This is a genomic window from Bartonella tribocorum CIP 105476, from assembly GCF_000196435.1.
Classification (GTDB): domain Bacteria; phylum Pseudomonadota; class Alphaproteobacteria; order Rhizobiales; family Rhizobiaceae; genus Bartonella; species Bartonella tribocorum.
In genome coordinates this window covers 1,384,533-1,410,752 of record NC_010161.1, presented here as the reverse complement: position 1 = coordinate 1,410,752, position 26,220 = coordinate 1,384,533, and the positions used below count along the sequence as shown (strand labels likewise).

General features: G+C 36.7%; 23 protein-coding genes and 1 tRNA gene. 18 read left to right on the top strand and 6 right to left on the bottom strand.

Features of this window, described 5'->3' with window-relative positions:
* Nucleotides 1-222: 222 nt before the first annotated feature.
* Complete coding sequence (locus BTR_RS06320) at nucleotides 223-4,782, bottom strand: coiled-coil domain-containing protein (protein ID WP_012231870.1); 4,560 nt, start codon at nucleotides 4,780-4,782, stop codon at nucleotides 223-225.
* Nucleotides 4,783-5,455: 673 nt separating this feature from the next.
* Between BTR_RS06320 and hfq the strand changes: the two genes are divergently transcribed.
* The 4 genes from hfq to BTR_RS06300 all read left to right on the top strand — a co-directional run bounded on the left by hfq (nucleotide 5,456) and on the right by BTR_RS06300 (nucleotide 10,283).
* A complete protein-coding gene (gene hfq / locus BTR_RS06315) occupies nucleotides 5,456-5,695 on the top strand; it encodes an RNA chaperone Hfq (protein WP_012231869.1) in 240 nt (79 codons plus the stop codon).
* Nucleotides 5,696-5,748: 53 nt separating this feature from the next.
* Nucleotides 5,749-7,086 (top strand): GTPase HflX, encoded by a 1,338-nt coding sequence (hflX, locus tag BTR_RS06310; RefSeq protein ID WP_012231868.1) that lies wholly within the window; start codon nucleotides 5,749-5,751, stop codon nucleotides 7,084-7,086.
* A 149-nt stretch (nucleotides 7,087-7,235) separates the two neighbouring features.
* Nucleotides 7,236-9,062: a membrane protein gene (locus BTR_RS06305; RefSeq protein ID WP_012231867.1), complete on the top strand. Its 1,827-nt coding sequence runs from the start codon at nucleotides 7,236-7,238 to the stop codon at nucleotides 9,060-9,062.
* Nucleotides 9,063-9,191: 129 nt separating this feature from the next.
* Nucleotides 9,192-10,283 carry a COX15/CtaA family protein gene (locus BTR_RS06300; protein WP_038473656.1) on the top strand — a complete coding sequence of 364 codons (1,092 nt, stop codon included), beginning with the start codon at nucleotides 9,192-9,194 and terminating at the stop codon, nucleotides 10,281-10,283.
* A 19-nt stretch (nucleotides 10,284-10,302) separates the two neighbouring features.
* On the opposite strand, the gene argC is transcribed toward BTR_RS06300, so the two are convergent.
* Nucleotides 10,303-11,235 carry an N-acetyl-gamma-glutamyl-phosphate reductase gene (gene argC, locus BTR_RS06295; protein ID WP_012231865.1) on the bottom strand — a complete coding sequence of 311 codons (933 nt, stop codon included), beginning with the start codon at nucleotides 11,233-11,235 and terminating at the stop codon, nucleotides 10,303-10,305.
* A gap of 340 nt (nucleotides 11,236-11,575) precedes the next feature.
* Here argC and glyA point away from each other — a divergent pair, with 340 nt between their 5' ends.
* From glyA to nusB, 6 genes are all read left to right on the top strand, one after another.
* The gene (gene glyA, locus BTR_RS06290; protein ID WP_012231864.1) at nucleotides 11,576-12,889 is read left to right on the top strand and encodes a serine hydroxymethyltransferase; all 1,314 of its coding nucleotides are present in this window, start codon (nucleotides 11,576-11,578) and stop codon (nucleotides 12,887-12,889) included.
* Between the two features lie 13 nt (nucleotides 12,890-12,902).
* Entirely contained in the window at nucleotides 12,903-13,385 is a 483-nt protein-coding gene (nrdR, locus tag BTR_RS06285) for a transcriptional regulator NrdR (protein WP_012231863.1), read from the top strand.
* A complete protein-coding gene (gene ribD, locus BTR_RS06280) occupies nucleotides 13,378-14,505 on the top strand; it encodes a bifunctional diaminohydroxyphosphoribosylaminopyrimidine deaminase/5-amino-6-(5-phosphoribosylamino)uracil reductase RibD (RefSeq protein ID WP_012231862.1) in 1,128 nt (375 codons plus the stop codon). The genes nrdR and ribD overlap by 8 nt, the downstream gene beginning before the upstream one ends.
* On the top strand, nucleotides 14,487-15,104 hold the full coding sequence (locus tag BTR_RS06275; protein ID WP_012231861.1) for a riboflavin synthase: 618 nt from the start codon (nucleotides 14,487-14,489) through the stop codon (nucleotides 15,102-15,104). Before ribD ends, BTR_RS06275 begins: the two co-directional genes overlap by 19 nt.
* An 81-nt stretch (nucleotides 15,105-15,185) precedes the next feature.
* Nucleotides 15,186-15,641, top strand: coding sequence for a 6,7-dimethyl-8-ribityllumazine synthase (locus BTR_RS06270; protein ID WP_012231860.1), 456 nt, complete (start codon nucleotides 15,186-15,188; stop codon nucleotides 15,639-15,641).
* 2 nt (nucleotides 15,642-15,643) lie between these two features.
* On the top strand, nucleotides 15,644-16,114 hold the full coding sequence (gene nusB / locus BTR_RS06265) for a transcription antitermination factor NusB (RefSeq protein ID WP_012231859.1): 471 nt from the start codon (nucleotides 15,644-15,646) through the stop codon (nucleotides 16,112-16,114).
* Between the two features lie 71 nt (nucleotides 16,115-16,185).
* Here nusB and BTR_RS06260 read toward each other — a convergent pair whose 3' ends face one another.
* Nucleotides 16,186-16,665, bottom strand: coding sequence for an outer membrane protein assembly factor BamE (locus BTR_RS06260; protein ID WP_038474605.1), 480 nt, complete (start codon nucleotides 16,663-16,665; stop codon nucleotides 16,186-16,188).
* A gap of 224 nt (nucleotides 16,666-16,889) precedes the next feature.
* Here BTR_RS06260 and BTR_RS06255 point away from each other — a divergent pair, with 224 nt between their 5' ends.
* From BTR_RS06255 to BTR_RS06235, 5 genes are all read left to right on the top strand, one after another.
* Nucleotides 16,890-17,447: a DUF177 domain-containing protein gene (locus BTR_RS06255; protein WP_012231857.1), complete on the top strand. Its 558-nt coding sequence runs from the start codon at nucleotides 16,890-16,892 to the stop codon at nucleotides 17,445-17,447.
* Nucleotides 17,448-17,602: 155 nt separating this feature from the next.
* Entirely contained in the window at nucleotides 17,603-18,673 is a 1,071-nt protein-coding gene (gene plsX, locus BTR_RS06250; RefSeq protein ID WP_012231856.1) for a phosphate acyltransferase PlsX, read from the top strand.
* Between the two features lie 49 nt (nucleotides 18,674-18,722).
* A complete protein-coding gene (locus BTR_RS06245) occupies nucleotides 18,723-19,697 on the top strand; it encodes a beta-ketoacyl-ACP synthase III (protein WP_012231855.1) in 975 nt (324 codons plus the stop codon).
* Between the two features lie 77 nt (nucleotides 19,698-19,774).
* Entirely contained in the window at nucleotides 19,775-20,098 is a 324-nt protein-coding gene (locus BTR_RS06240) for an integration host factor subunit alpha (RefSeq protein ID WP_012231854.1), read from the top strand.
* Nucleotides 20,099-20,277: 179 nt separating this feature from the next.
* The gene (locus tag BTR_RS06235) at nucleotides 20,278-20,781 is read left to right on the top strand and encodes a MerR family transcriptional regulator (RefSeq protein ID WP_012231853.1); all 504 of its coding nucleotides are present in this window, start codon (nucleotides 20,278-20,280) and stop codon (nucleotides 20,779-20,781) included.
* Between the two features lie 1,117 nt (nucleotides 20,782-21,898).
* Here BTR_RS06235 and thrS read toward each other — a convergent pair.
* The 3 genes from thrS to BTR_RS06220 form a co-directional block, all read right to left on the bottom strand.
* A complete protein-coding gene (thrS, locus tag BTR_RS06230) occupies nucleotides 21,899-23,875 on the bottom strand; it encodes a threonine--tRNA ligase (RefSeq protein ID WP_012231852.1) in 1,977 nt (658 codons plus the stop codon).
* A 112-nt stretch (nucleotides 23,876-23,987) separates the two neighbouring features.
* Nucleotides 23,988-24,338, bottom strand: coding sequence for a membrane protein insertion efficiency factor YidD (yidD, locus tag BTR_RS06225; RefSeq protein WP_012231851.1), 351 nt, complete (start codon nucleotides 24,336-24,338; stop codon nucleotides 23,988-23,990).
* On the bottom strand, nucleotides 24,305-24,766 hold the full coding sequence (locus BTR_RS06220; RefSeq protein WP_012231850.1) for an iron-sulfur cluster assembly scaffold protein: 462 nt from the start codon (nucleotides 24,764-24,766) through the stop codon (nucleotides 24,305-24,307). The genes yidD and BTR_RS06220 overlap by 34 nt, the downstream gene beginning before the upstream one ends.
* 125 nt (nucleotides 24,767-24,891) lie before the next feature.
* On the opposite strand from BTR_RS06220, the gene folE reads away from it, so the two are divergent.
* The 3 genes from folE to BTR_RS06205 all read left to right on the top strand — a co-directional run bounded on the left by folE (nucleotide 24,892) and on the right by BTR_RS06205 (nucleotide 26,035).
* On the top strand, nucleotides 24,892-25,512 hold the full coding sequence (folE, locus tag BTR_RS06215; RefSeq protein ID WP_012231849.1) for a GTP cyclohydrolase I FolE: 621 nt from the start codon (nucleotides 24,892-24,894) through the stop codon (nucleotides 25,510-25,512).
* A gap of 139 nt (nucleotides 25,513-25,651) precedes the next feature.
* Nucleotides 25,652-25,736: transfer RNA gene (locus BTR_RS06210), tRNA-Leu, on the top strand.
* Nucleotides 25,737-25,885: 149 nt separating this feature from the next.
* Entirely contained in the window at nucleotides 25,886-26,035 is a 150-nt protein-coding gene (locus BTR_RS06205; RefSeq protein ID WP_244393410.1) for a hypothetical protein, read from the top strand.
* Nucleotides 26,036-26,220: the final 185 nt, after the last annotated feature.

Genomic DNA, 26,220 nt, shown 5'->3' with positions numbered 1-26,220 from the left:
TCAGTTTTATACCTTTATGAAACTATGAAAAATAAAGGGATTAAGAGAAGATAATAAAATATGCTTCTTTAGGGTTATCACTGAGGATATCAAAAAATCTCATGTCAATTATCAGTCTTTGAAGTCCAAGGCTCCAGTTTATAGCAAAGCACTCTAGATGAGTCATTAAGAAAACTGGAAAAAGAAAAAGTGGAAAAATATTTTCTCCACTTTTTTTATTGTCTATTGGATTCGTCCACTTGCATGAGCAAGCATGGTATAAACTTTCCCTGTATCTGATATCAGGTATTTGCGAACTGAGTTAGAAGAACCAGAACTGCGCGATATATCACGTAAGAGCTTTTCAAAATCTGAAACATATTGATTCACTGAATGTTTAAATTCAAAATCACTCATATATTTTCTCTTAATCATTTCAAATATTGTTTTTCCATTCAAGGTATAAAGGCGTTCTGTTATGATGTTTTTTTGTCCACGTTGATAATGGTCCCATAGCTCAACAATGGCATTGTGATTAATAGCTTGCACTATACCCGATGCTAATGCGTTAAGAGAACTGTTTGCAGGACGTGGTTTTGTTTGCACGGATGTTGAAATAGCCTCATTGAGGGGTTCATCATAAAATGGCTCTTCACGTGAAGCTCTTTCTAAGAGATTTGACACCCATTTTCTGGGGCTTTTTTTGCTTTGATTTTGTTGCAAAACAGGTCTAGGGGGTATGATTTTTTTAATGGACTCAGAGGAATTCTCACTTCTCTTATTAAGCATTGATGATGGAGGAAATGCTGATGTTAACTGTTGTGTTGTGCCCTTTTGATCATTTTGTATAACACTGACAAGATCCTTTAGTGCTGTAATTTGTTCATTCAAAGCCGTACGAATTGTTTGTGTTGTTTCTTTTGTTTTTTCTGGAAGCTTTTTAGCATTTTCATGAATATCGTTATTAATCTTTGAAAGCTCTAAACGAACTTCATCCGCGGAGCGACGTATATCTTCTGCTGCTCCTGAAAAACGTGTTGACGCTTCACTAATGAGTCTATTAAGGGATTGTTGGAATGAATCTGTGGCGTTACGCGCATTCTTATCAGAGCGTTCAAGGGCTAAGTTGAAGATTTTTTCATAATGCTCAATCATTTGATTAATTTCATGAGACTTTGAAACAAGAGCATCGCTTAATAGAGAAAGCGTATTATGTTTTTCTTCAAGTGTTGAACTTAGTGAATTTTCAGACTGTTCAAGAACCTGAATAGTTTGGGAAAGTGTTCTTGCATGTTCACCAAAATTGCTTGTTATATGATTAATTTGTTCAAAGGTACTTTTCGAGAGCCCTTGCAGAATTTCAACATTATTATTGAGTGCTTGATTGGAGGCAGATAAACACTCTGCTACTTGATTCGTATTGCGGAAAAAATTATTCGCAGTTTCATTAAACTGACCATCAATATTTTGAACCGCCGATAATACAACATGACTATTTTCTTGGAAGTTGTAAATTGATTGATTCAATTGCTTTAAGATGGATGAGACATTATTAACAAGCTCTTCCTTTATAACCGTTACTGTTTGAAGTGTTTCAGAGTTTGCTTTGTTCAAGCTATTCACTAAAGATTCATTATGTGCATAAATTCTTTGTTCAGCATTTTGCGTGGAGAGAGAGAGTTGTTCACCAATATGCTGCGTTAAAGAATCAATAGATTCTGTTGTATTTTGCGCTGCTTGATTTAAGTGATTTGTCAGCTCTGTTATTTTTCCAACATGTTCTGAAATTTGTGTTGCTGTCTGATTCTTTGCATCTTCCAGACGACTTGTTACATCAGAAAGCTGGTATCCTAAATTGTTTTTAAGGTTTTGCATAGAGTGATGAAGAACATCACAACGCTCATTAAGGATTTGCTCTATTGCTGTTGTTGATGTGTGAACTGTTTCATTCAATAATGCTTGTGCATTATGACTGGCTGTTGCGAAAGCTTCGACAGTATGCGCTGTTTGTTCAGATAAAACGGACAGAACTTTTTCACTGGTATCATAAACTGTTTTTTTAACGTTTGATACAATGCGATTGCCTGACTCTGAGAGAATATTTTCAGCTTGTGCGGTAACATCCGTAACAGATGAGAGAATTTGTTCAGTTGTAGAAGAAAGAATATCAGAAGCTTTTATAATCTTATTATGCAGGTTATCTGTGACTGTATTAACAGAATCTTCTAAGCTAACACGCATATTGTCAACACTGCTTTCCAATGCTTGTTGAATTATCTGACTTTGCTCATTATTAAGCATGAGAGACGCTTTTAACGTGTCAGAACGTTCCTCAATAACAGATGTTTGCATATCAATGGCTTCACAGACTTGACCAAATTTTTCAGATAATGTTTCCTCTAGTGTTGTTGTCCGTTCAACAATTTTGTGTGCACGATCTTCTAAATTTGTATCGAATGATTCCATCCGTGTTTCAAGGGTTTCAAAGAAAACACCACTCGATTGAGAAAGAGTATTTTTTAAAATTTCGGCATGGCTTTCAAGGTTTTTGATATGATCTTGAACCGTTTCAGTAATGTTTTTATTATTGGCGGCAATTGCGCTCTCAACTAAATCTATTTGTTGTTTCAATGCAACATCGACACGTATATCACTTTTGGCGATGAGATTATGGATTGTTTCCATGCGTTGTTCGAGTGTACGTGCTTGATCAGCAAGAACTTCGTTGAGAGAAAAACTATTAATTGCTAAAGAGTCACGCAGAGCATCGGCACGGATATCAATATTTCTCGCTTGGGCCTCTAAAGCATCTTGCGTTGTATTGCAGCTTTGCACAATGACTTCTTGTAGCTTGTCAGTACATTGAATGATATTTGCAATATGATTTTCAGCTTTTTTGTCAACGATTTGAGCATTGTCAGTCAAAACTTTTTCGATATGAGAAGTATTTTGGGCTAAGACATCAATCTGATTTCTTAATGTATCAGCGATTTTATTCTTCTCGTTATCAAGCATGTCTGCCATGAGAGCGCGTTGATCAGAAAGTTGCAATTTAAAATCTTGTGAACGTTCCTGTATGATATCAACAATGGCATTGTCGACATGTTGAATTTCTTCTCTCAGACTTTCTTTACTTTTATCAATTGCAGACAGAATAGCTTCACGCCCATTTGTAAACGCATGGGTAATGTCTGCTGTTTTTTCTTGGAGGTTCTCATTTATTTTCAAGACATGAGCTTCCAAGAAGTTACCAAGTTTTTCAGCATTATCCTCTAAAGCCTGACTGCGTTCTATAAAGGAATCAATGATAGAGTTACTGTGTTCTTTAAGAGAAAGATCAACCGTTGCCAAACGTTGTTCAAAGGCTCCAATTGCTTGCGAGGTTACGTTATCAAATTGAGAAGAGAGCTTATGGGCTTGGTCGTCGAGCTTTAAGATTTTTTCATCAAAATTCTGTAGGGATTGATTATTGCGATCAATAAGAGCTTTATCTAAGGCTTTAAACTTTTCATCGACAGCGTGCAAAGTTTGATCTGTTGCGGCTTGTATATGTGTTGCAATTTTAGCAACATGCATTTCCGCTTTTACGGCTGTTTCATTAAAGGCTTTTTCTATTTGTTTCTCATTATGATCAAATTGTTTTGCAAAACCATCAAAGTTTTTTTCTAATTCATTGAAAAATTCTGTGTTTTTCTGCTGAATTTGTGTTGTTGTTTTGTTAAATTTTTCAACAAGCTGATTTGTTACACCATCACCGGCATAGGAAAGTTTTTCAACAAGGTCTTCACCTTGTTTTTGTAAAGTTTGAGAAAGGGTTTGTGCAAGTTTTTCAACATTGGTTACAATTTTAGAGGTAACCAAGCCAAATTCATCGCTCAGTTGTTCTTGGGTTCCCTTTATTGTTGATTGTACGCGATCGGCATGATTCAAAATAGCTATGCGTTCATTACTCAATTCTTTGATCAGTGTATGAATGCGTGATTCATTCTCAGCATAGGCTTGTTCTAGATTGTGAACTTCACCTTGTATGATTGCTTCAAGTTCAACAGCACGTCCAAGCGTTCGTTCAATACCTTCGTTCATTGCTGCTACTTCTTCACGAATGGTTTGTCCTATAGCAATAGCTTGTTTTTCAGATAATTGTTGCGGTTCACTAAGACGTTGCGCAGCATTTGTCATAAGAATGGCTATATTATGCAATTCGTTTGAACGTTTTGTTAATTGGGCAACACCCCAAGATATAAGGATAGGAATTGCTGTTCCGGCTGCTACAGCAAGCCCTGTTGGGGATGTCACAAAAGTGCTGATATTGGATAAAGAGCTCAGTCCGGTAGGGGCGAGCTTATGCGCAATAAAAGCCCCCCCTGTAGCCCATAAAGCACTAAGCGCTGTTGTATACCAGTAGATTCGAGAGGAAGAACGTTGCTTTAAGAGTCCAAAATTTACAGGCGTTGTTATATCATCATTTGCAGGAAGAGGTTTTGTTGACAGCAATGTATTGTGAACCGTTCCCCCTGAAATATCAGGTGAAGGTTTTGGAGCAAAAAGCTGTCCAACAACAGATTTGTCAATAACTGCATCATCATGAATATTAGAGACAAAAGTTGAAGTACCGTTTTCAGAAAAAAACTCTTCTTCTGCCATTGCAATTTTTTGAATCAAATCATCGACATTAACGATATTTTCAGAATTATTAGATGATATCATTTCAAATGCCGTGTTATCGAAGTCAAAGTTCATTGCTTTTGTGAGGGCTTCTTCAACTTCAACTTCAAATGTTTGCAATTTGGTTCTGCGTGCCATACTCGCCTCGTACTCTTACAGACGGAAAAAGGGATACGTCCTCTTCCACATAATTTCCGCATACTAGCTGTTAATTATTTAGAAAGGAATATGCCGAGAGAAAAATTTTGAAAACTTATCAAAATAAAGTTAACGCGGTATCTTGTACTTTGTTTAAAAAGGTTATAAAATATAATAAAAACAACTTATTATTTGATTCTAACAAAAATAAAAATACTGTTTACAATTTGTGCTTATAAAAAGCTGTGCCAACCTATTCTTTTTGAGATAAGGACAATTTAATGGCAATGATATATTAATGTAAAAAAAACAATGCAGTGTAAATGCATTTTTTTAAATATTGATGATCAATAATAAATGTTGTTGTCCGCTTACTTTTATTGATTCTAAACGAAGAAAATTTACCATCTCACAGAGTGTCTATAATAGTTTAAAATGTATAAAAATCTGTCTTTTAACGGTAAGTTCATAAAAAAATTAAACGTGGAAAAATTTTAAATTTAATGGTAGGTTTTCATAGGCTGAACTTTATTATTGCTTTAAAGAGCAGTTTTTTCTCTAATTTCAGTTGTTTGTTGCTAAAATTTGAAGCTTCTACGTTGACAATTGAATATTTTTCAGTCGATATGCATGCATGAATATTTTATGCAACCGAGATGAAGGTGTAAGAATAATGGCAGAGCGATCACAACACCTGCAAGATGTGTTTTTAAATACGGTGCGTAAGCAAAAAATTTCTCTTACAATTTTTCTTGTTAATGGCGTTAAACTTACGGGTATTGTAACTTCATTTGATAGTTTTTGTGTCCTTTTGCGTCGAGATGGACATGCACAACTGGTTTATAAGCATGCTATTTCTACGATTATGCCTGGGCAGCCTGTACAGATGTTTGAAGGAGAAAGTCCTGAGTAAACATATTATTTTAAGATAAACCTCTTATCCCATTTAAAAATACTTAGATTGCTATGATAAATGAAAATGAGAGATTAGGAGGAGTGTTTTCGCAAACTATAAAACAGGTACGTGCACTTGTTTTGATACCGATCTTTCAAGAGAATAGAAGTGAAAGCTCTTTGAGAGAATGTTCTCTATCTTCTCGTGTTCAAGAGGCATTGGGGCTAGCGCGTGCTATAAGGTTAGAAGTTGTTAATTATGAAACAATTAATCTTACAACACCTCGTCCTGCGACTCTCTTTGGAAAAGGTAAAGCAGATGTGCTGGCCGATTATATCGATAAATATTCTATCGAGCTTGCGATTATAGATCACTTTTTGACGCCCGTACAGCAGCGCAATTTAGAAAAATTATGGAATTGTAAAGTTATCGATAGAACGGCTTTGATTCTTGAAATTTTTGGTGATCGTGCACGAACAAAAGAAGGGGTTTTGCAAGTAGAGTTGGCGCATTTGTCTTATCAAAAGGGGCGTCTTGTGCGGAGTTGGACGCATCTGGAAAGACAACGGGGGGGGCGTGGCTTTCTTGGTGGACCTGGTGAAACGCAAATTGAAGCAGATAGGCGTCTTTTGCAAGAGAAAATTATTCGTATTCGCCGCGAATTGGAAACGGTTGTTAAGACACGTGCACTTCATAGAGCAAAGAGAAAAAAAACATCTTATCCTGTTGTGGCTCTGGTAGGATATACGAATGCAGGAAAGTCAACACTTTTTAACCGTTTAAGCGGTGCTGATGTTTTAGCAAAGAATATGTTATTTGCAACGCTTGATCCGACTTTGCGCAAAGTTGTTCTTCCCCATGGAAAAACTATACTTTTGTCTGATACTGTAGGCTTTATCTCTAATTTGCCAACGAATTTGATTGCAGCTTTTAGAGCAACTCTTGAAGAAGTGGTTGAAGCGGATCTCATTCTTCATGTAAGAGATATGTTAGATCTTGATCATCGCACCCATGCCCAAGATGTTTTAGAAGTGCTTTCAAGTCTTGATATCGATATTGATGATACAGAGCATATCATAGAAGTTTGGAATAAGATTGATATGGTAGATGAGCAAGCATTGAATGTTTTACAAACAAGCGCAAAGACACGGTTAAATCCTGCGCTCATAGTATCAGCCCTTAAAGGAGATGGACTCGATCAATTATTAAAAACCATTGAAAAGCGAATTTTTGGAGAGCTGCAAAGCATTGAATATCTTTTAAAACCTCATGAAATGTCACTTATTGATTGGTTTTATGAAAATTCTGCAGAAATAAAGCAGGAAGGGCATGATGATGGGTCTATTACCATTAGAGCTGTTCTTACTTCTAAAGCAAAAAAACAATTAGAGAACATTAAAAAAATATGAATTAAGTTTTTTAAAGTTATTGTTGAACTTTTTTGCTCAAATTTTATGTTTTTCTTATCTGAAAATAATATGACAGCAAGTTAAGAGGATAGTTACTACTTTCTCTTAATAAAACAATATGAAGAAGTATTTTGCTGGTTAAAATAAAGATGAGTCTTAAATGTAATAAAAGACTGTTCGTACGTACGGTATGGCGAAACATTTTGATTGTTTTGCTGTTACAGATGCTGCTTATCTCTTTGATTTGGTTTTATTATTTTATTCAGCCCCGTGGCTACCAAGCAACTTTAGTATTTTCGTTATCTGATTCCATAGGAAAGCCATTACCAATTGAAAAACAAGACAACATTATCGCCTTTTTGCTTTCACAGCCTATGTTTTTAGATGATTCGTATTTTTCTTTAAATGCTTTTTATAAGAAAAAAAAACAGGAAAATATTCGTTTATCGCGTCATGGTGATCTTATCAATCTTACTTTCGAAGCTGAGACGCGTGAAGCAGCTCAACGGGGAGTGGAAACTTGGTTTTCTGTATTTTCACAAGTCATCATAAAACAGAAACAGTCTCTGTTAAATGAGAAATTAGAAGAAAAACAATATGATAATACTGCGATCGTTAATATCATGCAGGGATTTCGTTCTTCTGTTGATTCTTTTCTTCAGCATGGTGTAAAACAAACAGAGCTTCATGATCTTTCGATGCAATTAACGCAAGCAACTTTAAAGCGTATTCATTTAACAAGTTTGAATTCAACAATTAACATGATGCGTGAAAATGGACAGTCTTTACTGTCTTTATCGTTTATTGCGGACAATTCAGCAATTGTAGCTCTGGAATCTAAACGTGATCTCTTGGAAACACAAAGAGCACATATGGCTGCGCAATTGGGGTGGACTCATCCCCAAATTAAGGCAATGACTGCGGAATTAGAGGCGGTTTCTCAGCAATTAAAAAGTAAAATTTTACAGATCGTTAATCAAGTCCATTCCGATGAGATTATTGCAACGGAGTTAGAAAAGCAGCTCAAAAAAAGGATGAGCTTTTTTGTAAAAGATCAATCTCAATCTTTGAATCAAATATTTAACGCGTTTGAAAATAAAATAAAAGCAGAGATCGATGCACAAAATAAAACGATGAGCAAGTCTGTTCAAGGGAGAGAAAAAGTTATTGTTTCGTATCGGGGATTGAATGATGATTCTCTTCTCTTGCAAAATACTAAGATCCACGTGGTTATGCCAACGACGTTAGCACCAATTTCTTTTATCGCTCTTTATGGAAAAAATATTCTTGTGAGTGTATTGGCAAGCTTCCTTACTCTTTTGCTTGGAATAGTGTTATTTTATCCATGCTTTAAAGACAAAAAAGATCAATCTTCAGAAGATTCTTTGAGATCAAAAGAAAATGTTTTCAAGAAAAATGAAAATATTTTAGCCTCTCAAGAAATGAAAAATCTTGAAGCTTTTATTACGATAGAGGGATTATCTGATGTTTTGAAATGGCGAGCCTCAAGCGTTATTTCAATCATTGGACCAGAAGCAGCGCGGACAGCGGCAAAACTTTCACTTCATCTTACAAAAGAGAACAAAACAATTTTGTTGGTCGATATCTCTGGCCAACAAATAGAAAAAGTTATTGGTCCACATCGGGGACTGAGTGATATTTTAACCGGCAATGCTCAGTTGCATGATGTTATTTACCGTGATTATGATACGGGGGTTGATATTCTTCCTCAAGGGTTAACAAGCGCTGTTTCTGCACAAGATTTTTCAAATAATATTTCTCACATATTACAAGAATTTAAAAAAGAGTATGATTTTATTATTTTAGAGATGGCAAGCGAACCCAAATATGGATTTGAGCAATTTGCAGAGCTAACGGACTATTATATTTGTCATACTGTTCTTAGTGAACAGGATTGGATGATGCGGATGGTTAGTCGCTTTCCAAAGACTGTTTATCGCGTTGTTGCATTATAAACTTCGTAAAAAAGAAATATGTATCGCGTGTTATAGCGATACACTTGTTTTTTGCTAAAGTTCTAGTACATACTAAAATATAAAGATTTTATGTTTAAATTTTAAAATGTATTGTAGTTGGAGAGCAGCGTGGGGCAATCAGAGATGGCAGTAAAGAGATTAAACGATAACCTTTTAACACCTGTGCAAAAGAGAAATCGAAAGCAAATTCAGGTGTGGCTTTACTCTATTTTATTGCTTTGCTTAGCAATTGTTTTGGTAGGGGGGGCAACCCGTTTGACGGGATCAGGATTATCGATAACGGAATGGAAGCCAATTCATGGCGTTATTCCACCGATCGGTGTGGAGCAATGGCAAGAGGAGTTTTTAAAATATCAACAGATAACACAGTATAAGCTGCTTAATCGTGATATGACTTTAAGTGCTTTTAAGGTCATTTTTTGGTGGGAATGGGCGCATCGTGTTCTCGGGCGTCTTGTTGGTCTTGTCGCTTTATTGGGGTTAATTTGGTTTTGGGCAACAAAGCGTATTGAAAAAAATATTTTATTCCCGCTTATTGTTGTACCGATCCTTATCGCCTTTCAAGGCTTTATTGGCTGGTGGATGGTGGCTTCGGGAATTGGACAAAGTAATTTAACAAGTGTGAGCCAATATCGTTTAGCATTTCATCTTATAACGGCATGTTTGGTTATTATTTTTGTTACTTATTTATCTCGAGGACTTACAGAATATTCAGAAAAACCAGCCAATCAAAAAGTGCAATGTTTTGCAGCTTGGCTTGTTATTCTCGTTTTGATAGAGATTTATTTGGGGGCTTTGGTTGCGGGGCTTCATGCTGGAAAAGTCTATAATACATGGCCCCTTATGGATGGTCAGATTATTCCGGATGGATTGTTGCAGCATCACCCTTATTGGCTCAATTTATTCGAAAATCCCTTAACCGTTCAATTTATTCATCGGTTTTTTGCTTATTTTTTATTTATTGTCTCGGCTCTTCATGCTTTCTATGTGCAGAAAAATGCTCCACATTCAACCCACTCGCGTCGTGCATTTCTTATCTTTTTTATAATCATTATCCAAGCCATTTTAGGGATTTTGACACTGTTACACGAGGTTCCAATAAGTTTGGGACTCATTCATCAAAGTATGGCATTAGTCGTATTGTGTTTTGCAGTTGCACATTGGCGAGCAACAAAAGGAGCCTATCGGGCTGTTGAATAAAAGTTTGTATCCAGAGGTGTTAATTGGCTGAAATCATTAAATCGAGGTTTTGAATAGCAGCAGCTGATGCGCCTTTTCCTAAATTATCGAATAGGGCACAGAGATTAAAAATGCCTTCGCGATCATTTCCAAATACAAACAATTTCATACTATCTTTATTGGCTAAATGTTCTGGATTCAGTCTTTGAAGTGAAGCGGTTTCTTCTTGTGATGCAATTGAAATAATGTTTTGTCCATCGTAATGATTTGCAAGAATTTCGCGAAGATCAGAACAGTTTGCTGATTTTGTGAATAAGTGGCGGTGTAGTGGAAGATTCACAATCATTCCCTGAGGGAAATGACCAACACTGGGTATAAAAAGTGGTGTTTGGTTGATTTGTCCATGGAGTTTAATTTCTGGTACATGTTTGTGTTCAAGATTGAGTCCATAGATAAAATAATTTTCCTGAATATTTTCTTGAGATTGATTTTCCATTTGTGTAATCAGTTGTTTTCCACCACCGGTATAGCCGGAGATTGCATGAATCGAGATGGGATAATCGGCATCTAGCAATCCTGCTTCACGAAGTGGGCGAATCAAGCTGATGGCACCGGTAGGATAACATCCAGGATTAGATACGTAATGGGCTGTTTGAATGCGTTTTTTTTGGCCTGCTGTCATTTCAGGAAAACCGTAGACCCAGTTTGGTGCAACACGGTGGGCTGTTGAGCTATCAATAATCCTAATATTTTTATTCTTTTTAAGCCAATGAACGGTTTCGCGTGCTGCATCATCTGGAAGACATAAAATAGCAATATCGGTTTGACTAAGATAGTCTTGCCGTAGATGAACATTATGACGATCCTTATGAGCAAGAGAGAGTAGTTTTAAATCTCTACGGTTCTCTAAGCGTTTTTGTATTTGTAATCCGGTTGTACCGTGTTCACCATCAATAAAAACTTTGGTTACCATTCTTAAACGCCTTATCTTAATTTTCCCTACATATCCAGCTTTTCTCATTATAAATTATTTCAAATCATTACCAACTTAAATTATAATCGCTAACTTATTGAATCTCTTTAGATTATAGATATTTTTTTTGTAAAAGGTCTAAATTAAGAAAGAAAAAGAAGAAACTTCACTTCATTTTTCACTATTCTTGTAAGGGAAGTGTTTTCTGTTTCTATGATAAGGAATAAGATAAATATTTGTATCAGTATTTTTGAGTGTAAGCGGTTTAAAATATTTGGTTTGCATGGTTTGCTGTGTTATCGTTTAATGACTTTATTTTTTAATGTTAGGAACGTGTTTTATGACTCAGCAAGAAAATGACACACAAAAGCGCTTTTTTAATGATAATTTACAGATAGTTGATGATGCAATCTTTAATGCCATGAGGGGGGAATTTGAACGTCAACAACATGAGATTGAGCTGATTGCTTCAGAGAATATTGTTTCAAGAGCTGTTCTTGAAGCACAGGGGTCTGTTTTAACCAATAAATATGCAGAAGGTTATCCAAGAAAGCGCTACTATGGTGGGTGTCAATTTGTCGATCTTGTCGAAGATTTAGCTATTGAAAGAGCAAAACAGCTTTTTGGTGCTGCTTTTGCAAATGTACAGCCTAATTCTGGTAGCCAAATGAATCAAGCTGTCTTTCTGGCGTTACTCCAGCCTGGTGACACATTTATGGGATTAGATTTAAATGCTGGTGGTCACCTTACACATGGTTCATCTGTCAATATGTCGGGCAAATGGTTTGATGTTGTTTCCTATGGTGTTCGTCAAGAGGATCAGATTATCGATATGGATGAGGTTGAACGGCTTGCAAAGGAACGTAAGCCAAAACTTATTATTGCAGGGGGGTCATCTTATCCTCGATTCTGGGATTGGGAACGATTCCGTGAAATTGCAGATGAAATCGGTGCTCATCTCCTCGTTGATATGTCTCATATTGCTGGTCTTGTTGCTGGTGGTGTACATCCTTCACCGGTCCCACATGCGCATATTGTAACGACAACAACACATAAATCGCTTCGAGGTCCTCGTGGTGGTTTGATATTGACAAATGATGAGGCTTTATCCAAAAAAATTAATTCTGCTATTTTTCCTGGTCTTCAAGGGGGACCTTTAATGCATGTGATTGCGGCAAAAGCTGTTGCATTTGGGGAGGCTTTGCATCCTTCTTTTAAGAGTTACAGTGTCAATGTTGTCGCAAATGCAAAAACTTTAGCAAAAACATTACAGAGTAATGGTTTTAATATTGTTTCTGGCGGTACAGACAATCATTTATTATTGGTTGATTTACGTTCGAAAAATCTAACAGGAAAACGTGCTGAATTGGCTTTAGGACGCGCTCATATTACCTGCAATAAAAATGGCATTCCTTTTGACCCTGAAACGCCATCTATAACATCGGGAATTCGTTTGGGATCACCTGCTGCCACAACGCGTGGTTTTTTAGAAAAAGAGTTCGTTCAAGTTGCGCATCTGATTGCAGAAGTTCTTGATGGCCTTCGGAACGCAAAAAGTGATGAAGATAACCATGCCGTTGAAATGGCTGTTAAGAAAAAGGTGGAAGATATAACGAATCAATTTCCTCTTTACTCTTATCTGAGCACGCGTTAAGGATAAAAAAGAGATGCGCTGTCCTTACTGTCAATATGAGGATACACAGGTTAAAGATTCACGTCCAGCAGAAGAGGGGGCGGTGATTCGCCGCCGCCGTGTGTGTTCCGTTTGCGGTGGTCGTTTTACAACTTTTGAACGTGTTCAATTGCGTGAGCTTTTGATTACTAAAAAAAATGGACGATGTGAGCCATTTGATCGTGATAAATTAATGCGATCCGTTGATGTGGCTGTACGTAAGCGCAATATTGATCCTGATCGTATTGAACAAGCAATCTCTGGCATTGTACGCCAGCTTGAGAGTTTGGGGGAACCAGAGATTGCTTCAGAAAAAATTGGACATCTTGTGATGGAAGCATTAAAAGGAATTGATGATATTGCTTATATCCGTTTTGCTTCTGTGTATCGGGATTTTCGTAATGCAAGCGATTTTCACGATATTATCGATGAGTTGTCAAAGGGTATAGCGGATACAGAATCTCGTTTTGATGAATAAAAAAGTGCAAGATGAACGGTTTATGGCTGCAGCTATCCGTTTGGCAGAGCGTCATGTGGGGCTTACAGGTGAGAACCCTTCAGTTGGTGCATTAATTGTACAAAATGATGACTGTGCGGGGCCATTTATTGTTGGCTATGGCGTTACAGCTTTTCATGGGAGGCCTCATGCGGAAGTGCAGGCTTTACGTATGGCTGGTCCTTTGGCCCAAGGAGCAACTGCTTATGTGACTTTAGAACCCTGCGCCCATTATGGAAAAACTTCTCCGTGTGTCAATGCACTTATTGATTCAGGTATTTCCCGAATTGTTGTTGCTCTTACTGATTGTGATAAGCGTGTGGATGGTCGTGGTCTTGCTCTTTTGCGTGAAGCTGGTATTAAAGTCGTTGAGGGTATTTTAGCTGAAGAGGCTTTTGAGTCCTTATGGACGCATTGGTGTATAAAAAAGATGCAACGCTGTGCTGTCACTTTTAAAATGGCAGTTTCTGCCGATAATAGCGTGGGGAAAAGAGATGAGGGAGAAATAAGGATTAGTGGAGCACTTTCCCATACCCATACGCATATTCTACGGGCTCAAAACAATGCTATTCTCGTTGGTATTGGTACTATACTAGCAGATGATCCACAGCTTAATTGCCGCTTGCCAGGAATGGAAATGCGCTCACCAATTCGTATTATTCTGGATGCTGATTTATCTATCCCCCTTGAGGCAAAAGTTGTCCAGACAGCCATAAAAATTCCTACATGGGTTATTTGTGATGTGGATCTTTCAAAGAAAAGCAAAAAAAATACGTTGGAGCAATATGGCGTGTCTGTTTATTCCGTAGAGATGAATAATGGTTATGTAGAACCCTTTGCTCTTTTACAGATACTTTATAAACATGGGATTAATAGTGTTTTACTGGAAGGGGGCGTAAAAACAGGAGAAAAATTTTTGAATGCGGGTTGTGTTGATCATTTGATATGTTTTTATAGTCCCGTTGTTTTAGGAAAAAAACGTATTGAAGCGCCTCATTTTGGAAATTATCTTTCGCAATTTCATGAAGTTGAGACAAAAATGTTTGGAAATGATCGTTTTTATAAATGGAGACGTAAGACTTTATGTTCACAGGAATTATAACGGATATCGGTTGTGTTGAAGATGTTCAATCTTTAAAACAGGGAATACGTTTAAAAATTTCTACACGCTATGCTGTAGAAAGTTTAGCAATTGGTGCATCAATTGCGTGTTCAGGAATTTGTCTGACAATTGTGGAACGAGGATTTAAACAAGAAGATTCCAATTGGTTTATTGTTGAGGCGTGGGAAGAAGCATTGCGTTTAACAAATCTTGCCCAATGGAAAAAAGGAACTTTTATTAATTTAGAACGTTCACTTCGATTGGGTGATGAAATGGGAGGGCATTTGGTTTCTGGTCATATTGATGGCTTGGCTGAAATTATTGAACAAAAAAATGAAGGGGATGCAATTCGTTTTTATTTAAAAGTTTCAAGACAATTTATGCCTTTCATTGTACCTAAGGGATCTGTTGCACTTAATGGGACATCTTTGACTGTTAATGGTGTTGAGGATTGTGTTTTTGATGTTCTTATTATTCGTCATACACTTGAAATGACAACGTGGGGACACGCTAAAATTGGAGATTGGGTCAATTTAGAAATTGATCAACTTGCTCGTTATGCTGCGAAGCTTTTTGCTTTTAAAGGAGAAGATGAATAAGCTACAGCTCTATTGATCGTTTTTAGAATTTTATGCTCTATAGCTTTGAGTTTTTTGATTCGTTTTTTTTGGAATTCCATTATGATGAAAGAGATGCGTAAAAAGCCTCACGTATTGATTGTTGAAGCACGTTTTTATGAAAAGATTTCTGATGCGCTTTTAAAAGGTGCTGTGAGTGCTTTGCAAAAAGCTGAAGCAAGTTATGATACTATAACCGTTCCAGGAGCTTTAGAAATACCAGCGGCAATAGCTTTTGCTGAACAAAATAAGATATCTTATGATGGTTATGTTGCATTGGGCTGTGTTATTCGAGGTGAAACATATCACTTTGAAATTGTTGCTAATGATTCTTGTCGTGCATTGATGGATTTAACTGTTCATAAGCGCTTGGCTATTGGAAATGGTATTTTAACGGTTGAAAATGAAGAGCAAGCATGGGAGCGTGCAAAACAAGATGACAAAAATAAAGGTGGTTTTGCGGCTGAAGCTGCTTTATGTATGATCGCTCTAAAAAAGAGATTTGGAGATAATCGTTAAATATGGCTGATATAAAAAGCAGACATTTTCCGCGTTCAGCCAATAAACGTGGAGCAGCAAGACTCGCTGCAGTTCAGGCTCTTTATCAAATGGATATCGTGGGTTCGGGAGTGATGGAAACAGCTGCTGAATATGAGGCTTATCGTTTGGGAAAAGATATTGATGGAGATCAGTATCTTGATGCTGACTTTCAATGGTTTTTGGCGATTATAACGGGTGTTGTACAAGATCAAAAGCAGCTTGATCCTCTGCTTCATCAACAGCTTTCTGCAGAATGGTCTCTTTCACGTCTCGATTCTATATTGCGAGCAATTTTACGAGCAGCTTTATGGGAACTGATCAATCGTAAAGATGTCCCTGTTGCGGTTGTTGTGAATGAATATGTTGATATAGCCAAGGCGTTTTTTGAAGGTGATGAGCCAAAACTTGTTAATGCCGTTCTTGACAGTATGGCAAAAAAAATCCGCCTCTAATCATTATATTGTTTATTAGGCCTGATAACATCAGACCTAATAATGTTGAAATGGTAAGTAGACAATATATTTTAGTTAGGCGTTGGTAGATTCGCAGGACCTTTTATAATTTGAATTAAGAAAGGGTGTTCTTTTGTTAGAGTTGGTGTTGTTTGGGTAATGAAATCAAATACTTGACCGTCTTGTAGACCATAGTTAGCAACTTTTGAAACTTGATTGTTTCCATTGAAGTAAATAGCTAAAACTTTGCGATCAATAATCTTTGTTTTCATAAATTGCATCCCACGATAGCGTGTTTGCGAGATGTAATAAAAAACTTCATTATCATATTTTGTTTTTAACGAAGGGGTCCCTAAAGTTAAAAGAACCTGCTCTTGACTTGAGCCAATGGAAATAGAACTCAAAGCATTTTTATCAAGAATATAACCCTCTCTATAAATTTGGCTTGTCCCCGAAGAGTCAAGAAGACTACATCCCGCAAGTGTCACGATGCCTGCTATTGATAGACCAACCAATAATTTATGTTTGATTAAGGCTATTATGTGAGGTATTTGAAACAATGATATCTCCTTTTTATACTGAGATGTACGATAAGAAGGCAACCTCAAGTTTTTCTAAACTTTAGCTTAATCTACCATAGCTTACACTGAGTTTCCCTGTTATAAGGCGAATTATGCCATATAGAATTTCTTTAGAAAAGAAAAAAATGAATGAAATGTACTTGAGCTAAATAAATGCACAGTACTTCATAGGTTTTCATGTTTGGGAGTTGTCAATGAATGTTCAAAATATTTCTCAAATGGCATTTGCTTTGGTTTATCCAATATCCGTACGTTCTCTCTCTGCTAAAGGTATAAGAGTTCATCTTTGTGCAAACAAAAAAGAATGTACACAGTTAGCTCAGAACCATGATTTAGTTGAAGTAAAATCTTGTGAGGGAAAATTTCATATTCTTCCGTGGAAAAAACGCGGCGTGCGTATAAAAGGTTTGTTGCAAGCGCGTATCGTACAGTTATGTGTTGTTACATTAGAACGATTAGAAAATATTATCCGTGAAAATATTGAGGTTTTTTTTGTTCCAGAAGATTCAAATTTGATGAAGCCAAAAATATCAGAAGATACACGAGAATTATTTTTGGATGCGGAGGGACTTGATACGCCGGAAATATTTTATAATGATAAAATTGATATTGGTGCAATCATGGAAGAGTTTTTTGAGTTGTCTATTAATCGTTATCCACGTAAAGAGGGGATAGAGGTGCATGTGGTTAAAGATTTAGGAGGAGCAGAGCAAAAGCTCTCGCCATTTTCTGTTTTGAAAAATTGGAAGTGATTGTAAAAACATAAAAAAATTATCTATTGTATACTGCGATAAAAACGGTATTTTCTGCGGATCTATTTTCGCAAGATATGTTTTATGAGTTTGAGTTACCAAAAATCATAATGTGCGTTTAAAAATGTAAATGAAAAGATGTGGGATATGCAAGCGTGATTAGAATTTCTGTGGATGTCATGGGTGGTGATTACGATCCAGAAGTAGCTATTGCAGGAGCAGCAATTGTCCAAAAATATTTGTCAAATATTTATTTTCTGTTTTATGGGATAGAAGAGGTCGTTAAGCCAGTTTTAAAAAAATATCCCTGTTTGGATTCTATATCGCGCTTTTTTCCTACAGAAAGCTATACACGCATGGATGAAAAGCCAAGCCAAGCCCTTCGCAATGGACGTGGTAAATCATCAATGTGGTATGCCATTGAAGCGGTAAAAAATGGTGAAGCTGATGCTTGCGTTTCTGCTGGTAATACGGGGGCACTTATGGCTATGTCTTATTTTTGTTTAAAAATGTTGGCAGAGGCTGAACGACCTGGTATTGCAGGTATTTGGCCAACACTTCGCAGTGAGAGTATCGTTTTAGATATTGGAGCAACAATTGGTGCATCTGCTAGTCAGTTGGTTGATTTGGCGGTTATGGGAGCGGGTATGTTTCGTGCTTTATATCACACTGAAAAACCAAGTGTTGGGCTTTTAAATGTGGGGGTGGAAGAAGCTAAAGGACTTTATGAAATAAAAAAAGCAGGAATGATATTGCGTGAAGTGCAATTAGAAGGATTGGAATATAAAGGATTTGTTGAGGGTAATGACATTGGAAAAGGAACGGTCGATGTTGTTGTAACAGAAGGGTTTTCTGGTAATATTGCTTTAAAAACTGCAGAAGGGACCGCGCGGCAGATCGCAGAGATTTTAAATTCTGCAATGCGCAGTTCTTTTTTAACATCTCTTGGTTATTTTTTATCGCGGCGTGCTTTTCGTACACTGAAAAACAAAATGGATCCCGATAGGGTGAATGGGGGCGTACTTTTAGGTTTGAACGGTGTCGTCATAAAAAGTCACGGCAGTGCTAATGCGAATGGTTTTGCCTCTGCTATCCGTGTTGGTTATGAAATGGTTAATAACGGACTTTTAAAAAAAATAACGGCTGATTTACGGCGGTTTCATGAAAATAAAGAAACACTTTTTGATCAGGAAGATGAAGCGGCGATGAGTGGAGAATCCTTATGATGAGCTCTTATAATGGAAGTGAAAAATCTGAAGAAAAGGTAAGAGCTGAATGATTCGATCAATTATACGGGGTGTAGGAAGTGCTTTGCCGAAAAGAAGTTTATCAAATGATGAGCTTGCTAAGTTTGTTGAAACATCAGATGCATGGATTGTTCAACGTACAGGAATACATCAACGTTATATTGCCAATGAAAATGAAACAACGGTTTCTTTAGGTGTTAAAGCTGCACAAGCAGCCCTTATAAATGCTGGTCTTACAATAAAGGATATTGATTGTATTATTTTAGCAACCTCAACGCCAAATCGCACTTTTCCTGCTTCTGCTGTTGAAATTCAGTATGCTTTGGGAATGAACCATGGATTTGCTTTTGATATTCAAGCTGTTTGCTCGGGTTTTATTTTTGCTTTAACAACAGGAGATTCTTATTTACGCTGTGGAGCAGCTAAAAGAATTTTAGTTATTGGATCCGATACATTTTCTCGAATTTTAGATTGGGAAGATCGTACGACATGTGTTTTATTTGGTGATGGTGCTGGAGCCGCTGTTTTGGAAGCAGAAGAAATTGAGGGGGGAATTGCTTTTCAGCGTGGTATATTGTCTGCAAAACTGCGTTCTGATGGTGCTTATATTGATAAATTGTATGTTGATGGTGGACCTTCAACAACACAAACGACAGGCTATTTGCGTATGGAAGGACGAGAAGTTTTTAAATATGCTGTGGGTATGATAACGGATGTGGTTGATGATTGTTTTGCAGCTGCGGGTATGGATTCTTCACAATTAGATTGGTTTGTACCTCATCAGGCTAATAAGCGCATTATTGAAGCATCTGCTAAAAAACTGAAAATTTCATCAGATAAAGTTGTGATTACTGTGGATAAACATGGTAATACATCTGCGGCATCAGTTCCATTGGCTTTAACAACAGCTCTTTGCGATGGAAGAATAAAAAGAGGAGATCTTATCATGTTAGAAGCTATGGGAGGTGGATTTACATGGGGAGCAATTCTTATTCGTTGGTAAATTATGGTTACTTGACCATATTTGAATAAAACATATAAGTCATTTTGTAATTTTTAATATTTGAATAGGTGGTTATAATGACAAGTAAGACAGTAACGCGTGCAGATTTAGCGAGCGTAGTTTGTAAAAAAGTGGGCTTGTCACATACTGAATCAGCAGCTTTGGTCGAATTGGTTTTGGATGAGATTTGCAACTCACTTGTAAGAGGTGAAGCGGTTAAATTATCTTCTTTTGCAACTTTTCAGGTTCGCAGTAAGAATGAACGTATTGGACGCAATCCCAAAACGGGTGTTGAAGCACCTATTCCTCCGCGACGTGTTGTGACGTTTAAAGCTGCGAATATCCTTAAACAGAGAATTTTAGATTCGCATCGTGCAAAACAGAAAAAAGATCTTTTATAAATAAATGCTATTGTAATGTTTGGTATTTGTTAAGAAATATATAAAATAAAGATCTGTGTTTAAAAAAAGACTGTTTAGTAAGTAGTCAAAGTCCTATTTTTGACTAATCTTGTTGAGAGATTGAGACGTAATGAATCATGATCAAATCATTTGTCGTATTTTAGATAAGGTGTTGCAAAATGGATAAAAGCTCTGATGCTTTTCGCACAATTAGCGAAGTAGCCGAATTGTTGGAGCTTCCGCAGCATGTCTTAAGATTCTGGGAAACACGTTTTAGGCAGATTAAGCCAATGAAACGTGGGGGGGGAAGGCGTTACTATCGTCCCGTTGATGTTGATTTGCTCAATGGTATTAAGCAGCTATTGTACGATCAGGGTTATACAATAAAAGGTGTACAGCGTCTTTTGAAAGAAAATGGTGTTGCTTTTGTGACTGCATTTGGTAATGGCGATCTTGATGCCATGAATGTTGTTATAGAGAAAAAACATGCAGGACAAACTTTTGAAAATACCAACAATAAACCTAAGAAATCTTCTTTTGGACTTTTGAGTTTCATGAGGAATGAGGGAGAAACCTCTGTTGGTTCTGTGAATCTTTATAAAGATAAAACCGATAAAGCATTGTTGCAAGAAACCCTATTTGAACTCATTGAATGTAAGCGTGTTCTTGATAGAGCGCGATAACAATAATATTTTATATTGCTTCTTTGTTAACAAAACATGTGTTTTAAAAGTTTTTTATAAATCAATATTTAGCGTTTAGTACAGCAATGTGTTTTGTGGACATTTAGATGTTTTAAGTGTAGCATGAGCTTTATATGTTAAACGAGCAGCAAATCTAACATGTTGTATAGTTGACTGTTTTTTTAGTAAGGGTTCCTCATTTGCTCAAATACGAGGAGAGGAAAGAATGTCGAATTTTATCATTCTCCTTTGATTTAGCTTTATAACTTTCGAGAGAAGTTAAAGCTGTATATCTCATCAGTATAGATTGCGAGGTGCTTTTATAGAATGTTATTAGGGGGTCATTTACATATTCGTTTTTAAGAGATCTTTCTTAAGATTTCTCAAGTCCATTTTGTGATAGCGCGCCTATCAATGAGTGCTATAGTGTTAAATTTATTGGGCAGCACTATTTTTACACTTGTGAAGAAGTAACACATATTTTGTCAACGCCAGTGTTGCAACAAGCTCTTGGCATTTGAAACGGTTTAGGTATTTGTTTAGTTATTTCTAAATAGTTTTTTATCCACACGAGCTTCTCCACTTGTCACGTGCAAACGAATGATTTTGATTGCTGCAGCATAAACAGATTTTAAATGAGAGAATCCCCATGATATTTAAGATTCTTGTTTAATATGAATAACGGTATATTATCCTTGTAAATAAAAGCGCTGTCTTTATTCATAAAGGTATATTTTATGAATAAAACACATCGTTATTCGACTCATTTACGTATTTGATAATCCTGTTTTTAGTTTTCTTGCTTGATGTTGATGTCATTATCGCAACAATTTATTTATGATAGTCGCATCATCTTCCTATTATGAAGATAAAAGATGAATGCTATTAGTTAGTCATTTATATTCAATCGTCTACAACTTTTGCATTTAAAGAGCTTATGGCTCTTATATTTAACTTTTTCACAAATTGGTCTCTAAAGGTGATCACGTAATTTTTACTAATGATTAGTCATCATGTATGAAACCGAAAAACACTACACCTATCAAACCGTTTGATCTTGTATAAAAATTGATGATTTATAGTAAAAAAAATTAATGCCTCACCATCTTTTATGATATTATGCATTTATTACACGCTGTAAATCTGGAGGCGTGGACTCATTTGAGAGTTGCTTAATCGCATCTTCTACAGATAAAAGGGTTTGATTCGGACTTCCTAAGCGACGCATATTTACGCTGTTGGTTTCAGCTTCACGTTTACCACAGACCAAGATGACGGGGACTTTTTGTAAAGAATGTTCTCGTATCTTATAATTAATTTTCTCATTACGGAGATCTGTTGTTGCCGAAAGCCCAACGGCTTTAAGTCTTGCCGTTATTTTTTGGGCATATTCATTGGCTTCAGATGTAATTGTTGCAACAACAATTTGTTCAGGAGCAAGCCAAAGCGGCATATGTCCAGCAAAATTTTCGATTAATATACCAAGAAAACGTTCCATTGATCCAAAAATGGCACGATGAATCATAACAGGCTGGCGTTTTTCTGAATCTTTATCAATGTAGAATGCACCAAAACGTTCAGGAAGATTAAAGTCTAGTTGTGTTGTTCCACATTGCCATTCACGACCGATAGCATCCTTTAGTGTATATTCAAATTTTGGACCATAAAAGGCTCCTTCACCTGGAAGGATGCTCGTTTTGATTTGTCCCGCAAATTTTGTTTCAATCGTTTTAAGGACAGATTCCATGATACTTTCTGCATGATCCCATAATGCATCAGATCCAACTCGTTTTTCTGGACGTGTTGAAAGCTTAAGGCTGATTTCTTTAAAACCAAAATCCGCATAAGTTGATAAAATAAGGTCATTAATACTGAGGCATTCAGCGGCTAATTGTTCATCAGTACAAAAAATATGCGCATCGTCTTGTGTAAAACTACGCACACGCATCAGACCATGCAAAGAGCCTGAAGGCTCATAACGATGAACAAGACCAAACTCAGCAAGTCTAATAGGCAAATCACGATAAGATTTCAAACCATGTTTAAAAATTTGCACATGACCAGGACAATTCATTGGTTTAAGGGCATAAATATGCTCATGGTCTAAATCTTCTGCTGCTGGAATTGCTTTGAACATGTTTTCCTTATACCAGCCCCAATGCCCTGATATTTCCCAAAGTGACCTATCGAGAACTTGTGGTGCATTAACTTCGGCATATTGGTGATCATCAAGGCGTCTACGCATATAGTTGATCAAATTTTGGAACATTTTCCAGCCTTTTTGGTGCCAAAAAATCATTCCTGGACCTTCTTCTTGAAAATGAAATAAGTCCATCTCACGTCCTAAGCGGCGATGATCACGTTTTTCAGCTTCTTCTAGCATATGGAGGTAGGCTTTTAAGTCATTTTCATTTGCAAATGCTGTTCCATAAATTCTCGTGAGCATTGGATTATTGGCATCGCCACGCCAGTAAGCTCCTGCAACTTTCATTAATTTGAAAGCATTTCCTATTTGCCCTGTAGATTGCATGTGCGGTCCGCGACAAAGATCAAACCACTCTCCTTGATAATAGATTTTTAAATCTTGATTGTCCGGGATGCTATTAATAAGTTCAACTTTATAAAATTCCTTTTTCTCAGAAAAAACTCTTCTGGCTTTTTCACGAGACCAAATTTCTTTTCTAAAAGGTTTATTGCGTTGGATAATTTCACGCATTTTCTTTTCAATGATGGTGAGATCATCTAATGTGAAAGGTTGCTGGCGTGCAAAATCATAATAGAATCCATTTTCAATTACAGGACCTATTGTTACTTGCGTTTCAGGAAAGAGTTCTTGCACTGCTTCAGCAAGAACATGGGCACAATCATGTCTTATGAGCTCAAGAGCACGTGAGTCTTCTCGTGTAATAATCTCTACTTGACCAGATTGTCCTAATGAATCCGATAGATCTCGCGTGATGCCATCAAGACTATAGGCAACAGCTTTTTTTGCGAGTGATTTTGAAATGGATTCTGCTAATTCCAAGCCTGTCATTTCGGCGGGGTAATTACGTTTTGAACCATCGGGAAAAGAAAGAGAAATAGAGCAAGACATAAAAACACCCTCTTAATCCAATTCCGCCAACGATTGCGGATGGTTTCGTGAAAACTGAGTAAAAAGCTTATAGATTAATTTTTTTATCAATACATGCGAAAAAAGAAAAGGATTATTTGTTGTGTTTGTCAGAAATTTTCCAGTAACGCCAAGGTTTATAAAAACAGCAAGAGTGTCCAAGCGAGGGAGGGACTGGATCAAAGCCATCTGTTCCAAAGGGACCACAACGCATAATACGAAAGAGTCCCATCCATGCACCAGCCCAAAGCCCATGGCGTGCGATTGCTTCATATATATATTCTGAACAAGTTGGGGCATGGCGACACTGATTGCCTATAAGGCTCGAAAGTGTTATTTGATAGAAACGTATTAAGAAAATACCCAATAATCGTCCAGGTGTTTTTTGCCAAGCGCCGGTGTAATTTCGAGTCATTTTTTTTTGTTGAAACTGTGATTTGAGCATTTATTTTTTTCAATTTGTTGAATGCAGTCTATCGTTGCATCAAAGGGGAGTAGTGTTGCAGCATGGCGCACTTTATAGTCTTTAATGGGCTGTAAGCAAGAAAAATCCTCAAAGGGAGCTTGAGGGGAAGGACCATCTTGCGTTAGCATTTGATAGATAACTTTACGTAATATTTTAAGATCTTGTGTTGTTTGACCGATAATATGAGATGCTAAAAGCGACGCTGAGGCTTGCCCTAGCACACATGCGTGTATTTCATGAGAAAAATTTGTCACGATATGATTTTCCACCTTTAAATCTACAGTGATTGTTGAGCCGCAAGGATGTGCATGTTTTTTTGATGTCGCATCAGGATTATTAAGACGCCCAATTCTGCTTATATGTGCAGCATATTCAAGTATTTTATCACTATAGATATTATCAATCATGCACTATTGTCTGAAATTTTGAAAGACGTGATTGTTTAAACTTTTAATTCGCTTATATAGAGATTATACAAAATGTAATAGGTTTGTCGCAAATATTTTGTATAGAGTAAGGTTGGAGTTTTTGAATGCGTAATGTTGTTAAAGAAGGCGCAAAGGATTCTTTTTTATCTGAAGAAAAACGTCCGAGTATTGAAGAGGTGGAAGAGGCGATTCGTACATTACTCTTATGGGTAGGGGAAAATCCAAGGAGAGAAGGGCTTTTAGAGACTCCAAAACGTATAGCTAAGGCATATCACGAGCTTTTTAATGGTTATCGTCAATCAGTAGAAGAAACCTTGGGAACAGTTTTTGAAGAAGTTTCAGGATACAATGAATCGGTAATTGTAAAAAATATTCCTTTTTATTCGCACTGTGAACATCATATGATTCCGATTATTGGGAAAGCGCACATAGCCTATCTTCCTGATACAAAAATTGTTGGTCTTTCAAAAATTGCGCGTGTTGTAGATATTTTTTCTCGTCGTTTACAAACACAAGAAGCTATGACAGCGCAAGTGGCTCATGCTTTAGAAATGCATCTGAAACCTCGTGGTGTGGCCGTATTGATTGAGGCTGAACACATGTGTATGGCTATGAGAGGAATCCAAAAGCAGGGATCTACAACAATTACAAAAAAATTTCATGGTTATTATGAAAAAGATCAAGCTGCACAAGCACATTTTATGATGATGGTTCAAAGCTCATAGTAAAGCCCATATTTCTAGTAATCTCTATTAAATTATAAATTGTCCGGATAAAATAAATTATGGGAAAGAGAAAATTGGCTTGTACCTTTCTTTATGATTTGTTAAAGGCTGAGGACCAAAATGTTTTGCTTAACCACGTGCGGTCGTGGCGGAATTGGTAGACGCGCAGCGTTGAGGTCGCTGTGGGGCAACCCGTGGAAGTTCGAGTCTTCTCGACCGCACCACTTATAGATTTTCTACAATATCACTAGGTATCGTCGTTTATCTTATTTCCTTTATAACTCATTGTTTTTATTTCTAAAATTGTATTTTTTATACGACCTTGATATCTGGTGAATCCGTCAAAAGCGCAATTCAAAAGGTGGTTTAAAAAGTGATTAGGAAAACAAGAACGCGTGATAGATTATCCACCTTATCTGTAAAAAATTTGCCTAAAGGTAAATATGCGGATGGGGCTGGATTATGGCTTATCAAAACAGCACAGAATCAAGGGCGTTGGTTTTTTTCGATTCGATTTCAATAAAAAACGTTGTGAAATGGGATTAGGCTCTTGTAGTGTTGTATTTTTGAAAGAGAAACGATAAATAGGATATATGATAATTGTAATTTATAGACTGTTATGAAAACATCTAAAAAGAGATTGGATAATTATAGAGATTAGCAATATTCTTTTTAATAGACTTTTGTCATTTTGTTTAGTTATTTATT